The following is a 13,316-nucleotide window of genomic DNA, read 5'->3' as shown; positions in this document are numbered from 1 at the left end:
CGGGAAAAGGGGACCGGAGCGATCCGGTCCCCTTTTCTGTGTTTGGGAAGGAGGGGACCGCGCGGGCGGCGATCCCCTCCCCTCAGCCCTCCCCGGCCATGGTGGAGGACCAAGCTCTCAAAGGCCTTGGCTCAGAAGTTGAGCGACACGGTTGCACCATAGGTGCGCGGGTCGCCCGGGTTGCCGGCGATCAGGCCGGTATTGCCCGGCGTGGTCGCCAGCAGATCGAAATATTCCTGATCGAAGGCGTTGCGGACCCAGCCGAAGATGTTGAACTTCTCGGTGCGGAAGCCGAGCCGGAAGTTGGCCAGCGCATAGCCTTCGATGTCGGTGTAGATCGAACGCGAGGCGTTGGACGAGAATTTCGAGCGGTAGTTGCCGTCGCCGCCGATATAGATCTCGCCATCCTCGCCCAGCAGGTTCGCCGGCACGTTGTATTCGCCGCCGAAAGAGAAGGCCCAGTTCGAGATACCCGGAAGCCACTGACCCGAAATGTCACAGGCAGTCGGGCTGTTGGTGTTGGGCGTACCGGGTGCGCCGATCACTGCGCCGCTACCGCCACCCGAAAGCTCCGGCGGGCACGGGGCGTTCTTGAAGTCGACATATTCGTGATCGGTGTAGGCGCCGTTCACATAGAAGCTGAAGCGGTCGGACGGACGGACCGAGAAGTCGGCCTCGATGCCGCGGACACGGACCTGGCCGGCATTGGCCAGATAACCGCGCAGGGTCGAATTCTGGCCGTCATTGACCAGCGCCTGATAGTCCTTGATCGAGGTCCAGTAGCCCGTGATGTTCAGCGTGGCGCGGCGATCCCAGAACTGGGTCTTCGCACCGATTTCGAAGTGATCGACCTTCTCCGGCTTCACCTGGGCGAACTGGGTCTGGGCGACGCCGGCCACGACCGGAACGCCGTTGAGGTTCAGGCCGCCCGATTTGAACGTGTGCGCATAGGTTGCGTAGATCAGCACGTCGCGGGTCGGCTTGAACGACGCGGTGAAGTCGTAGGTGAGGTTCCATTCCTTGAACGATTCGTCGCGGAAGGCCTGCGGAGTCACTGCCGTGCGCTGCTCGATCTGGCGCGCCGTGCCGCCGGTCGCGGGGACGAGGTTGCCCTGCCCGTCACGCACGATGCTGACATAGCTGCCGACCTTGTCGTCGTAATTGACGCGGATGCCCGGCGAGAGAGTGAACTGATCGGTGACCTCCCAATTCACCTTGGCGAATACCGCGCCGCTGAAGTTCTTCAGGCGGATGTCGTTGTTCGCGGTCAGGCCGTCGAGCACGGTCGGATCGTTCGCCAGCGCGTTGCTGGGATTGATCAGCCAGCGGCTCGCCGCCGGCCCCTGGCGCTGCGTGCCGGTGGTGTGGATGTCCTGATAGAATGCGAAGGCGCCGACGACATAGTCGAAACCCTTGCCTTCGCCGGCATAGCGGAATTCCTGGGTGAACTGGGTCTGTTCGGTCGGATTTTGCGACAGGGTGGTGATCGGCAGGCCGGTGAAGTCGCGATCGTTCTTCGGGCCCCAGTCCCAGAAGCGCCATGCCGAAACCGAGGTCAGCACGCCGTTGCCCAGTTCGAGCTCGGCGCGCAGCGATGCGCCGCCAAGGACGTTGAGCGCGTTCAGTTCGGCGTCGACGTCGGTCAGGCGATCGAACGGGTTGGTGCTCGGCACCGAATAGCCGAATGCCGCGGTCAGCGCCGGATACTGGCGGGCTGCCGCACGCTGGGTCGGGCCATAGCGGACATAGATCTGCGCGCAGCAATTCGGGTTCTGGCGATTATAATCGCCCGACAGAGTCAGCTTGAGGACGTCGCTGACCTTCCACAGCACCGATCCGCGGATGCCGATATTGTCCTGCCCGTTGATATAGGTGCCGCTGGCGACGTTGTAGATCGTGCCCTGGCGGCTGGTGGTCGACGCACCGAGGCGCACCGCGACATTGTCGGCGAGCGGGCCGGAGACCGACGCCTTGGCCTGCTTGAACTCGAGATTGCCCACGGTCACTTCGGCGCGGCCCTCGAAGGTGAAGCTGGGCGCCTTGCTGGTGATGTTGATCGCGCCGGCAACGGTGTTCTTGCCGTACAGCGTGCCCTGCGGCCCGCGCAGCGTCTCGACCTGCTGGATGTCGAGAAAATCGAGCGTGGCGACTGCGACGCGGCTGAAATAGATCTGGTCGATATACACGCCGACGCCCTGGTCGATGCCGTCATTGGTGAGGCCAAGCGGCGCGCCGAGACCGCGGATGTTGACCGACGAGTTGCGCGGGTTCGACGAATAGAATTGAAGCGTCGGCTGGATCTGCTGGAGACGCTGCACATTGAAGCTGCCGGTGCTGTCCAGTTCCTTCACGCCGACCACCGAGATCGGGATCGGTACGTCCTGCACCTGCTCCGCACGGCGGCGGGCGGTGACGATGATTTCGGAAGACGCCGAACTGCGCTGAACATCGTCCTCGGTACGATCCTGATCGCCGGGCGTGCTCGGTGCGCCGTCGTTCTGCCCGGTTACGGTCACCGGATCGCTCGTCTGTGCGAATGCGGCAACCGGCGCGGTGCCGACGAGTAATGTCAGAGCGAGTTTCGTTAGGCGCATTCTTGATCCCCTTTGAACGTTGCCCAATTAAACTCCATCATTCCTATAGGAATAATCGACAAAGGGAATCTTTGGGAAGCCCTAGCGCGCGTTTTACGGCGCGGATCGGGTGCGTTTCGCCGCAGAAAAGCGTGGATTCAGCCCCTCTTGAAACCCGGATACCGCGATCCAAGATAAGGGATACGCGGCGCCGCAATGGGCCGCGAAACACCGCCGGACGCCGATTTCGGGTCCGGATCAGGACGTTCAACTTGCTCAAGAGAGGTTTTGAAATGCGTCAGTTCGACTTCACTCCGTTCCGCCGCTCGACCATCGGATTCGACCGTCTTTTCGACATGCTCGAAGCCAGCGCCCGCCAGCAGGCGTCGGAGAATTATCCCCCCTTCAATCTCGAGCGCGTGGCCGATGACCGCTATCGGATCACCCTCGCCATCGCCGGCTTCAAGTCGGACGAGATCGACATCACCGCGCAGCAGAACCTGCTCGTCGTCGCCGGCAAGAAGGCCGAGAACGAGAATAGCCAGGGCGCGTTCCTGCATGTCGGCATCGCCAACCGCAGCTTCGAGCGCCGTTTCGAACTGGCCGATTTCGTGCGCGTCGAAAGCGCCGATCTGGCCGACGGCCTGCTGACCATCGAACTGGTCCGCGAAGTGCCCGAAGCGATGAAGCCCAAGAAGATCGCCGTCGGCGGCAACAAGCCCGCCGAATCGATCGAGCACAGCACCGCCAAAGCGGCGTAACCCGACCCACCACGGCTCGCGGCGTCTTCCTCCCTTTGGACGCCGCGCCAGGGGGCGCCCGGATCGAGAGGTCCGGGCGCCTTTCGTTTCTGGGTTCAGCCCAAAGCCGTCCGCCCGATATGGAAGCCGAACGCGTCGATATCGGCCTTGTTGGTGTTGGCGAGGATCACCACCGTCAGCGCATCGTCGGGAAAATGCAGCAGGGTCGCGTTGGCGCCCATGATGCTGCCCGGCCGCTGGGCGAATCGGTGCCGCTTCTCGCCGACCTTCAGGCTCGCGATCCACAAGCCGAAGCCATAATCGTCGAGCCCCGGCGTGAGCAGCGCATCGAGTTGCGCCTGGCCAATAAGCTTGCCGCCATAGAGCGCATTGGCGAAGCCGAGCAGGTCGCCCACGGTCGCGTACATGCCGCCGGCCGCGTACCAATTTTCCATATAGACCGGCATGTCGTTGATCAGCGGCTGCTCGCCATATTTGAAATAGGTCGAGGCCAGTCGCGGCATCACCCGGTTCTGGAACAGCAGCCCGGTTTCGGCGAGGCCGAGCGGGGCGGTGATCTCGCGGCGCAGCGCGGCGTCATAGTCGAGCCCGGTCAGCGCCTCCACGATCTTGCCGAGGATGATGTAATCGGCGTTGTTGTACTCGAACGCCTTGCCCGGCTCGCGCACCAGCTTGCCGCTGGCGAACTTGTCGAGCAGCGCGTCGCTCGATTGCGGCAGCTGGTAGGACGGGATGCCGTCCCTGATCGCCGCCTCGTAGCTGGTGACGGAATCGAAATTGGCGATGCCCGAGGTGTGATTGAGCAACTGCCGGATCGTCACCTTGTCCGCGCCCTCCCCCGCATAGCGCGGCAGGCAGGTCCGGATCGTGCGATCGAGGCCCAGCTTGCCCTGCGCTTCGAGCCGGAGGATCAGCGTGGCGGTGAACAGCTTCGTGATCGAGGCGATGCGGTAGCGCGTATCGACCGCACAGGGCGCACCGAACGCCAGCTCTGCCTGCCCGAACGCGCCGCGATAGATCGGCTTGCCGTTCCGGGCGACGAGGATGGTGCCGCTGAAGCCCGAGCTAGCCGCCCGGTCGGCGATTGCCTTGGCCAGCGCATCTTCCTCCGCGGCGAAGGCTGGTTGCGCGGCCATGACGGCAGCCGCGGACACTCCGATAAATCCGCGCCGATCCATTACGCCGTCCCCTTCACGCTTCCGCAGATAGCATCTCGCAGACTCGTGTCACTTTTTTGGCGCGGTTCGGAACCTTTGTACGGATTCGACGTTTCGTGCGCGGGAACGGGGTTTTTGTTTGGGCGTAATGGACGACAATCTAGACAGTTCGAACCCGGCGCACGTCGCGCCGATCAGCTTTTCCGACCCTGAGGAAAGTGACCGCGAAACGCGCGCGGAAACGCTGCGCGCGCAGGCGGCGCGCTGCCGCCGGCTGTGCAGCAGCGTGCTGGATCCGCGGACCCGCGATTCGCTTACGAATATGGCCGAGGAATATGAGGCCGAGGCCGCGCGGCTGAACGCGGGCGACTGATCGCCCGGCCCGCAGCGATCGCCCCGGCCGCTGACCGGGGCTCCCTCATCAGACCAATCGGCTCTGGCGCACCGCTGCTTCGATGAAGCTGCGGAACAGCGGGTGCGGATCGAACGGCTTCGACTTCAGCTCCGGATGGAACTGGACGCCGACGAACCAGGGGTGATCCGGCCGCTCGACGATTTCGGGCAACGTACCGTCGGGCGACATGCCCGAGAAGACGAGACCGCCGGCCTCCAGCGCGTCCTTGTAGTGCGTATTCACTTCGTAGCGGTGGCGATGGCGCTCGCTGATGTCGGTCGCCTGATAGATCGAATTGACCACGCTGTTGCCCGCCAGCTTCGCCGGATAGGCGCCAAGGCGCATCGTACCGCCCAGATCGCCGCCCTGCTCGCGCTTCTGAAGGCCGTCCTTGCCCAGCCATTCAGTAATGAGGCCGACGATCGGGGTATCGGTCTCGCCGAACTCGGTGGTCGATGCATTGGCGAGGCCCTGTGCCCGCGCGCCTTCGACGCATGCCATCTGCATCCCGAGACAGATGCCGAAGAACGGCACCCCACGCTCGCGCGCGAAGCGGACGCTGGCGATCTTGCCTTCGCTGCCGCGTTCGCCGAACCCGCCGGGGACGAGGATCGCGTGCATCGGCTCGAGCTGCGCGGCGATCTCGTCGGCATCGCCCTCGAACAGCTCGGCGTCGAGCCAGCGGACATTGACCTTCACGCGATTGGCGATGCCGCCATGAACCAGCGCTTCGTGGAGCGACTTGTACGCATCCGGCAGGCCGACATATTTGCCGACCACGCCGATCGTGACTTCGCCCTCGGGATTGTCGAGGCGCTCCGTAATGTCTTCCCAGCGCGCCAGCGACGGCGCAGCGCCCGGATCGATCCCGAAGGCACGCAGCACTTCGCTGTCGAGGCCCTGCGCGTGATACTGCGCGGGCACCGCATAGATGCTCCTCGCGTCGAGCGCCGGAATGACCGCTTCCTTGCGGACGTTGCAGAACAGCGCGATCTTGGCGCGCTCGCCTTCCGGCAGGGGCTGTTCGCTGCGGCAGACCAGCACGTCGGGCTGAACGCCCAGCGCGGCGAGTTCGCGCACGCTGTGCTGGGTCGGCTTGGTCTTCAGTTCGCCCGCAGCGGCGATGTACGGCACCAGCGTCAGATGGACGCTGACCGAGTTGCCGCGGCCCAGATCGTTGCGAAGCTGGCGAATCGCTTCGATGAACGGCAGCGACTCGATGTCGCCCACAGTGCCGCCGATCTCGCACAGCACGAAATCGAGGCCGTCGGTGTCTGCCTGGGCGAATTCCTTGATCGCGTCGGTCACGTGCGGGATCACTTGCACGGTGGCGCCCAGATAATCGCCCTTGCGCTCACGCGTGATGATCTGCTGGTAGATCCGGCCCGAGGTGACGTTGTCCGACTGGCGCGACGCGACGCCGGTGAAGCGCTCGTAATGGCCGAGGTCGAGATCGGTTTCCGCCCCGTCGTCGGTCACATAGACTTCGCCATGCTGATAGGGCGACATCGTGCCCGGATCGACGTTCAGATAGGGATCGAACTTGCGGATGCGGACCGAATAGCCCCGCGCCTGGAGGAGGGCAGCGAGACTCGCCGCCATGAGACCTTTACCGAGCGAGGAGACCACGCCGCCGGTGATGAAAATATACCGCGCCATGGGGGAAAATGCCTAGCGTGAATGGACGCGCGCCGAAAGCACCCGAATCCGGGGCAGCGCACTTTTTTTGTGGAAAGCTCCGCGCGGCGGCGGAGCGGCTGAAGAGAAAACCCCGCGTTTCCGCGGGGTTCACCTTACTGACCGAAGGGCCGGCTGGTGTTGCCTGCCGGGGTGGTCGAATTGGCGGGCGCCGCGCCCTGCGGGGCCGGAGCCGCGCTATTGCCGGTTGCGGGCGCCGTGCCAGTGGCGGGCACCGAGGCTGCCGGAGTCTTCTGAAGCGACGCATCGACCGAAACCGAGCGGCGGCTGGCCGCCATTACCGCCAGCGCGATGCACAGCACGATGAACGCCGTCGCCAGGATCGACGTCGCGCGCGTCAGGAAATCCGCAGCGCCGCGCGCCGACATCAGGCCCGACGGGCTGCCGCCCGTGGTCAGGCCGCCGCCTTCCGACTTTTGCATGAGGATCACCGTCACCAGCATGGCGGCGACGACGAACTGAATGACGAGCAGGAAAGTGAACATCGGGAAGCGCGGACCTTTTGCGGAAAGGCGCGACATAGTGGAGGCGCGGTGCGGGTTCAACCATCTTGCGTCGACGCTGCGCCCGAAGCGGCCCGCCGCCCCAGCCGATCGACATGCCGCATCCGAAACGACTCGTCCCGTATCCGTAACATTTCGCCCGCGGACTGAAACTTGCGGGCCCCACGCGCGTTTAGTGGCGGATAACTCCGGCCTGTGCCGGGGCCGTAACGGATAGAGTAAAGACCGTGAACGCCATGTCAGACAGATCGCTTGCCTCCTGGAAGAACACGTTGATCGACTATGTTCGATCGGGAGAGCCGGACCTCACCAATCGCCAGATGGCCCTACTGTTGCTCGTTTACCTCGATCCGGGCCCGCATACCGTGCGCGGCTTGGCGCGGGCGCTCAATGTCTCTAAGCCGGTCGTGACGCGAGCCTTGAACCGGCTCGGCGCGCTCGGCTATCTGCGCCGTCAGCGCGACGATACGGACAAGCGTAACATCTTTGTCGCGCGAACGACTGAAGGGGCTGATTTTCTTGCAGAATTCGGGCACTTCCTCTCAGGGGGAAACATCAGCGAGCCTGTCGCCCAAAGGGCCAACGCGTAAACGCTTCGCACTGACCGGAGTCTCCGCGCCGGTCGATCCTCGCGTCGACGCGGTTCGTGGCGACCTTGCCGATATCCGCCTCGCGGACCGCGTATTCGCGCCACATTATGCCTCGCCGATGCCACGCGCCCTTGCCCGCGCGGTCGCGCTGCGCGCCGGACCCAAGATCGATTCGGACGTGGTTGCCGAACTCGCTGCCGGCGAAACGTTCGAAGTGCTGGAACTGGCCGGGATCAACGCCTGGGGCGTCGCCGCGACGCCGCGGCTTGTCGGCTATATCGATGCGGATGCGCTGGGTGAGGCGCCGGGGGCATGACCATCAAGGTTTTTATCGACGGCGCGGTAGGCACCACCGGCCTTGAGATTCGCGAGCGGCTGGAAGGCCGGAGCGAGATCGATCTGGTCGTGCTCGACGACAAGTCCCGCAAGAACGCGAAGAAGCGCAGTGCAGCGCTTAACGCGGCGGATTTCGTGATCCTCTGCCTCCCCGACGACGCCGCCATCGAAGCGGTTTCGATGATCGAGAATCCCGCGACTCGAGTGATCGACGCTTCGACCGCGCATCGCGTGGCGGATGGCTGGGCCTATGGCTTCGCCGAACTGGAGCCGAGCCAGACCGCGGCGATCGCGGCGGCGCGATTCGTCAGCAATCCCGGCTGCTACCCGACCGGCTATCTCGCGCTGATCCGTCCGCTGGTCCGCGCGGGTTTCATTCCGGTCGACTGGGTGCTCAGCGTCAACGCCACTTCGGGCTATTCGGGCGGCGGCAAGACGATGATCGCCGAATTCGAGGAGGCCAAGGATCACACGACCACCGCCTTCCGCCCCTATGGTCTGAGCCTCGCGCACAAGCATGTGCCCGAGATGCAGAAGCACGCCCGCATGGAGCATCCCCCGATCTTCATGCCCGCCGTCGCCCGCACCTATCGCGGGATGGTGGTCGAAGTCCCGCTGCCGCTCCACGCTTTGCCCCGCAAGCCGTCGCTGGCGACGATCGAGACCGCGCTGGCCGACGCGTACAAGGACAGCCCGATCGTCCGCGTGCTGCCCGCCGGCGACATCTCGACGATCGCGATCGAGGATGATGCCGGCACCGACCGGCTGACGCTGCGGGTGTTCGGCAATGCCGAGCGCGGCCAGGCGCGGCTCGTCGCCACGCTCGACAATCTCGGCAAGGGCGCGGCGGGTGCCGCGGTGCAGAACCTCAACATCATGGCGGGTCTCGATCAGACGGCAGGGCTGGTACTTTAAGCCGTATCGGCGTCGAAGATCTCATTCCTCCGTCCCTAACCCGGACTGACACCGGGTACCCAGAATTGGTAATGACCAATTCTTGTCCGGTACCCTTGATCTTTGCCCCTCTTTCGTGTCGAGCAGGCCCGTCGAACGAGAGAGGATTGCGCATCTGATGTCTCAGCCGGTCGGGAAGCTGCTGCTGTTTGGAGCCACAGGCGATCTCGCCCAGCGGATGCTGCTGCCCTCGCTCTATGGCCTCCATGCCGACGGTTTGCTGCCCGAGGGGCTGACGATCACCGGCACCGCGCGCTCCGATCATGACGACGAGGGCTTCCGCCAGTTCGCCCGCGAAGCGCTCGACGAATTCCTGCCCGCGGATCGCAAGGACGACAGCGCTGTCTCCACCTTCCTCGAACGGGTCAATTATCAGGCGCTTGACGCTTCGAAGACCGAGGGATTCGCCGCGCTGGCCGAGAAGCTGGGCGACATTTCGGGCGGGCTGGCGATCTTCCTCTCCACCGCGCCGTGGCTGTTCGGGCCGACGATCAAGGGCCTTGAATCGGCCGGTCTCGCCGGATCCAACGTGCGGATCGGGCTGGAAAAGCCGCTGGGCAAGGACCTTCAGTCCAGCCGCGAGATCAACGACATCGTCGCCGAGACCTTCCCCGAGGATCGCACCTTCCGGATCGACCATTATCTCGGCAAGGAGACGGTGCAGAACATCCTCGCGCTGCGTTTCGGCAATTCGCTGTTCGAGCCGGTGTGGAATGCGCAGGGCATCGATCACGTCCAGATCACCATCTCCGAGACGGTGGGTCTGGAAGGCCGCGCGGGCTATTATGACGAAGTCGGCGCGCTGCGCGACATGGTGCAGAACCATATGCTCCAGCTGCTCGCGCTGATCGCGATGGAGCCCCCTGCCCGCTTCGACGGCACCGCGATCCGCGACGAGAAGGTCAAGGTGCTCCGCTCGCTACGCCAGATGAAGCCTTCCGATGTACCCAATCTGACCGTCACGGGCCAATATGGCGACGGCGCATCGAAAGGCGAGATCGTAAAGGGTTATGTCGAGGAGCTTGAAAAGCCTTCCAACACCGAGACCTTCGTCGCGATCAAGGCGCATGTCGACAATTGGCGCTGGCAGGGCGTGCCCTTCTATCTGCGCACTGGCAAGCGGCTGGCCGAGCGCCGGTCGGAGATCGTGGTCCAGTTCAAGCCGGTGCCGCATTCGATCTTCTCCGAACGCGGCGGCCAGCTTCAGGCGAACACCCTCGTCATCCGCCTGCAACCCGAGGAATATATCCGCCTGCTGGTGATGGCGAAGCAGCCGGGACTCGACCGCGAAGGCATTCGTCTTAGAGAGGTGCCGCTGAACCTGGCGCTGGACCATGAATTCGCCGGCACCCGCCGCCGCATCGCCTACGAGCGGCTGTTGCTCGATCTGATCGAAGGCGATCCGACCTTGTTCGTCCGCCGCGACGAAGTGGAGGCGCAGTGGGAATGGATCGACCGCATCCGCGCGGGCTGGGAAGCGAACGACGTGCATCCCAAGCCCTATGCGTCGGGAAGCTGGGGCCCGAGCGCGGGCATCGCGCTGACCGAGCGCGATGGGGTGACCTGGAACGAATAATTTTCTTCCCTTTACCCTCCCCCGCTTTCGCGGGAGAGGGAGGGCCCCGCGAAGCGGGAGGGTGAGGGTCTTCTTCTTCCTACGAGCGTTGAAGAAGAAGACCCTCACCCGGCCTCTCCCGCGAAAGCGGGAGAGGCGCAGAAACAGAAGCAGATAGAGAGTTCAGATGACCGAGATCGAATGGTGGGAATATGACGATGCCGGCGAGATGGCGGATGCTGTCGCGGGGGATATCGGCTTCATCATCGAAAGCGCGATCGATGCGCGCGGCGCCGCGGTGATCGCGCTCGCCGGCGGCAAGACACCGCTGCCGATCTACGAAAAGCTGGCCAAGGCCAAGATCGACTGGAAGCGAGTAACCATCGTGCCCGGCGACGATCGCATGGTGCCGCTGGGCGATCCGCTGTCGAACGTCACCGCGATCGGCAAGATCTTCATCCCCAAGGGCGCGCGCGTGATCCCGCTGATCAGCGCCACCGTGGCGGACTATAAGGCGGCGGGTCGCTCGGCCGACGCGATCCTCCAGGATCTGCACTGGCCGCTCGACCTGTGCCTGCTGGGCATCGGCGCGGACGGGCATGCCGCCTCGATCTTCCCCGGCCCCGACTTCGATGAAGCGCTGAACGGCCCCAAGGAACGCCGCGCGCTGGGCGTGATGCCCGATCCGCTGCCGCCCGAGGCGCCAGTGGCGCGCGTGACGCTGAGCAAGGAAGCGATCGTTTCCGCCCGCGCGCTGATGATCGCCCTGACCGGCGACAAGAAGCGCGAAGTGCTCGAAGCCGCCATCGAACAGGGCGCGTCGTCGAGCTACCCGGCCGGCCGCATCCTCGCCGATGTCGAGCTGCCCGTGGACATCCACTGGGCGGCCTGAGATGACGCTTCATCCCGAGATCGCCGCCGTCACCGATCGCGTGATCGAACGATCGCGGGAGAAGCGTGCCGCCTACCTCGCGCTGATGGCGCACGAGCTGGAATCGGGGAACGACCGGCCCAAGCTGGGCTGCGCCAACCTCGCCCATGCCTATGCCGGCACCGACGAGCAGCGCGAGCGGCTGACCGCCGGCCGCGCGATGAACATCGGCATCGTCACCTCGTACAACGACATGCTCTCGGCCCATGCGGTATATTACCGCTATCCCGAGCAGATGAAGCTGTGGGCGCTCGAAGTCGGCGCCACCGCGCAGGTCGCGGGTGGCGTGCCCGCGATGTGCGATGGGGTGACGCAGGGCTATCAGGGCATGGAGCTCTCGCTGTTCAGCCGCGACACGATCGCGATGGGCACGTCGATCGCCCTGTCCCACCGCACCTTCGAAGGCGCGGCTTTACTCGGCATCTGCGACAAGATCGTGCCGGGCCTGCTGATGGGTGCGCTGCGCTTCGGCCATCTGCCGATGGTGCTGGTGCCCGGCGGGCCGATGCGCTCGGGCCTGCCCAACAAGGAAAAGGCGGCGGTCCGTGAGCGCTATGCCGAAGGCAAGGCGACGCGCGAGGAACTGCTCGAGGCCGAGATCGCGGCCTATCACAGCAAGGGAACCTGCACCTTTTACGGCACGGCGAATTCGAACCAGATGATGATGGAGGCGATGGGCCTCCACGTCCCCGGCGCGGCCTTCGCCAATCCGGGCACCAAGCTGCGGCAGGAACTGACCCGCACCGCAGTGCATCGCCTGACCGAGATCGGCTGGAACGGCGAGGATTACCGCCCGATCGGCCATGTCGTCGACGAGAGGGCGATCGTGAACGCCGCCATCGCGCTGCTCGCGACGGGCGGATCGACCAACCATCTGATCCACCTGCCCGCCATCGCGCGCGCTGCCGGGATCCTGATCGACTGGGACGATTTCGACCGCCTCTCGCGCGTCGTCCCGCTGCTGACGCGCGTCTATCCCAATGGATCGGCGGACGTGAACGGTTTCGAGGATGCCGGCGGCCCGGCCTTCGTGATCCGTGAGCTGCTGCGCGGCGGGCTGATGCATGGCGACGCGCTGACCATCGCCAGGGACGGCATGGCCGCCTATGGCCGCAAGCCGGTGCTGGACGAAGCCGAGGCGCTGACTTGGCCGGAACTGCCCGCGAAGAGCGGCGACGATACGATTGTTCGCACCATCGAGGAGCCCTTCTCCGACGAAGGCGGCTTCCGCATCCTTTCGGGCAATCTCGGCCGCGCCTGCATCAAGGTGAGCGCGGTGGAGCGCGATCGCTGGACGATCGAAGCCCCCTGCCGCGTGTTCAGCGACCAGCAGCAGGTGCAAGACGCGTTCAAGGCGGGCGAACTCGATCGCGACGTGATCGTCGTGGTCCGTTTCCAGGGGCCGCGCGCCAACGGCATGCCCGAACTGCACAAGCTCACGCCGCCGCTCGGCGTGCTGCAGAACAAGGGTTTCCGCGTTGCGCTGGTCACCGATGGGCGGATGTCGGGCGCGTCGGGCAAGGTGCCCGCGGCGATCCACCTCTCGCCCGAGGCGCTGGGCGGCGGGCCGATCGGCAAGCTGCGCGACGGCGATGTCGTGCGCCTGTGCGCCGAGGAGGGCATTCTTCAGGCAATGGTGGAACCGGCGGAATGGGCTGCGCGCGAGCAGTGCGAAGCACCGCCGGCGGCTGTCGGCACCGGCCGCGAGCTATTCGCGCTGATGCGCCTGACCGCCAGCGAAGCCGAAATGGGCGGCTCGGCCATGCTTTCTGCGGCGGGGCTATAAGAACCCGCACTGACAACGATGACATTCCCCGCGCAACCGGATAGGGAGTGCTCAGAAGAAGAGCGTTTGGGAGCGGGA

Annotated in this window: 12 protein-coding genes; 8 read left to right on the top strand and 4 right to left on the bottom strand. The window is 64.9% G+C overall.

What is annotated here, in order from left to right:
• Positions 1–131: 131 nt before the first annotated feature.
• On the bottom strand, positions 132–2,594 hold the full coding sequence (locus HHL13_RS03630; protein WP_169554387.1) for a TonB-dependent receptor: 2,463 nt from the start codon (positions 2,592–2,594) through the stop codon (positions 132–134).
• A gap of 272 nt (positions 2,595–2,866) precedes the next feature.
• Between HHL13_RS03630 and HHL13_RS03625 the strand changes: the two genes are divergently transcribed.
• Positions 2,867–3,334 (top strand): Hsp20 family protein, encoded by a 468-nt coding sequence (locus HHL13_RS03625; RefSeq protein WP_169554386.1) that lies wholly within the window; start codon positions 2,867–2,869, stop codon positions 3,332–3,334.
• Positions 3,335–3,429: 95 nt separating this feature from the next.
• Here HHL13_RS03625 and HHL13_RS03620 read toward each other — a convergent pair whose 3' ends face one another.
• A complete protein-coding gene (locus tag HHL13_RS03620; protein ID WP_169554385.1) occupies positions 3,430–4,470 on the bottom strand; it encodes a serine hydrolase domain-containing protein in 1,041 nt (346 codons plus the stop codon).
• Between the two features lie 169 nt (positions 4,471–4,639).
• Here HHL13_RS03620 and HHL13_RS03615 point away from each other — a divergent pair, with 169 nt between their 5' ends.
• A complete protein-coding gene (locus HHL13_RS03615; RefSeq protein ID WP_169554384.1) occupies positions 4,640–4,864 on the top strand; it encodes a hypothetical protein in 225 nt (74 codons plus the stop codon).
• Between the two features lie 48 nt (positions 4,865–4,912).
• Here HHL13_RS03615 and HHL13_RS03610 read toward each other — a convergent pair whose 3' ends face one another.
• Together HHL13_RS03610 and secG are read right to left on the bottom strand one after the other, a co-directional pair.
• Positions 4,913–6,544, bottom strand: coding sequence for a CTP synthase (locus HHL13_RS03610; RefSeq protein WP_169554383.1), 1,632 nt, complete (start codon positions 6,542–6,544; stop codon positions 4,913–4,915).
• Positions 6,545–6,678: 134 nt separating this feature from the next.
• On the bottom strand, positions 6,679–7,068 hold the full coding sequence (secG, locus tag HHL13_RS03605; RefSeq protein ID WP_169554382.1) for a preprotein translocase subunit SecG: 390 nt from the start codon (positions 7,066–7,068) through the stop codon (positions 6,679–6,681).
• A 254-nt stretch (positions 7,069–7,322) separates the two neighbouring features.
• Between secG and HHL13_RS03600 the strand changes: the two genes are divergently transcribed.
• The 6 genes from HHL13_RS03600 to edd all read left to right on the top strand — a co-directional run bounded on the left by HHL13_RS03600 (position 7,323) and on the right by edd (position 13,238).
• Entirely contained in the window at positions 7,323–7,676 is a 354-nt protein-coding gene (locus HHL13_RS03600; RefSeq protein ID WP_169556752.1) for a MarR family transcriptional regulator, read from the top strand.
• A gap of 118 nt (positions 7,677–7,794) precedes the next feature.
• Complete coding sequence (locus HHL13_RS22445) at positions 7,795–7,992, top strand: SH3 domain-containing protein (RefSeq protein ID WP_240953611.1); 198 nt, start codon at positions 7,795–7,797, stop codon at positions 7,990–7,992.
• Positions 7,989–8,927: an N-acetyl-gamma-glutamyl-phosphate reductase gene (argC, locus tag HHL13_RS03590; RefSeq protein WP_169554381.1), complete on the top strand. Its 939-nt coding sequence runs from the start codon at positions 7,989–7,991 to the stop codon at positions 8,925–8,927. Before HHL13_RS22445 ends, argC begins: the two co-directional genes overlap by 4 nt.
• Before the next feature lie 157 nt (positions 8,928–9,084).
• Positions 9,085–10,542, top strand: a complete 1,458-nt coding sequence (gene zwf, locus HHL13_RS03585) for a glucose-6-phosphate dehydrogenase (RefSeq protein WP_169554380.1) — start codon at positions 9,085–9,087, stop codon at positions 10,540–10,542.
• 166 nt (positions 10,543–10,708) lie between these two features.
• Positions 10,709–11,413, top strand: a complete 705-nt coding sequence (gene pgl, locus HHL13_RS03580) for a 6-phosphogluconolactonase (RefSeq protein ID WP_169554379.1) — start codon at positions 10,709–10,711, stop codon at positions 11,411–11,413.
• A 1-nt stretch (position 11,414) separates the two neighbouring features.
• A complete protein-coding gene (gene edd / locus HHL13_RS03575) occupies positions 11,415–13,238 on the top strand; it encodes a phosphogluconate dehydratase (RefSeq protein ID WP_169554378.1) in 1,824 nt (607 codons plus the stop codon).
• The last annotated feature ends 78 nt before the right edge of the window (positions 13,239–13,316 follow it).

Source organism: Sphingomonas sp. G-3-2-10 (assembly GCF_012927115.1).
Taxonomy (GTDB): domain Bacteria; phylum Pseudomonadota; class Alphaproteobacteria; order Sphingomonadales; family Sphingomonadaceae; genus Sphingomonas.
The sequence above is the reverse complement of the archived record's forward strand: the minus strand, read 5'-3'. Positions and strand labels throughout refer to the sequence as shown.

Coding starts and splice junctions, on each gene's coding strand:
- HHL13_RS03630 (WP_169554387.1), bottom strand. CDS start 2,594: ATGCGCCTAACGAAACTCGCTCTGACATTACTCGTCGGCACCGCGCCG.
- HHL13_RS03625 (WP_169554386.1), top strand. CDS start 2,867: ATGCGTCAGTTCGACTTCACTCCGTTCCGCCGCTCGACCATCGGATTC.
- HHL13_RS03620 (WP_169554385.1), bottom strand. CDS start 4,470: ATGGCCGCGCAACCAGCCTTCGCCGCGGAGGAAGATGCGCTGGCCAAG.
- HHL13_RS03615 (WP_169554384.1), top strand. CDS start 4,640: ATGGACGACAATCTAGACAGTTCGAACCCGGCGCACGTCGCGCCGATC.
- HHL13_RS03610 (WP_169554383.1), bottom strand. CDS start 6,544: ATGGCGCGGTATATTTTCATCACCGGCGGCGTGGTCTCCTCGCTCGGT.
- secG (WP_169554382.1), bottom strand. CDS start 7,068: ATGTTCACTTTCCTGCTCGTCATTCAGTTCGTCGTCGCCGCCATGCTG.
- HHL13_RS03600 (WP_169556752.1), top strand. CDS start 7,323: ATGTCAGACAGATCGCTTGCCTCCTGGAAGAACACGTTGATCGACTAT.
- HHL13_RS22445 (WP_240953611.1), top strand. CDS start 7,795: ATGCCACGCGCCCTTGCCCGCGCGGTCGCGCTGCGCGCCGGACCCAAG.
- argC (WP_169554381.1), top strand. CDS start 7,989: ATGACCATCAAGGTTTTTATCGACGGCGCGGTAGGCACCACCGGCCTT.
- zwf (WP_169554380.1), top strand. CDS start 9,085: ATGTCTCAGCCGGTCGGGAAGCTGCTGCTGTTTGGAGCCACAGGCGAT.
- pgl (WP_169554379.1), top strand. CDS start 10,709: ATGACCGAGATCGAATGGTGGGAATATGACGATGCCGGCGAGATGGCG.
- edd (WP_169554378.1), top strand. CDS start 11,415: ATGACGCTTCATCCCGAGATCGCCGCCGTCACCGATCGCGTGATCGAA.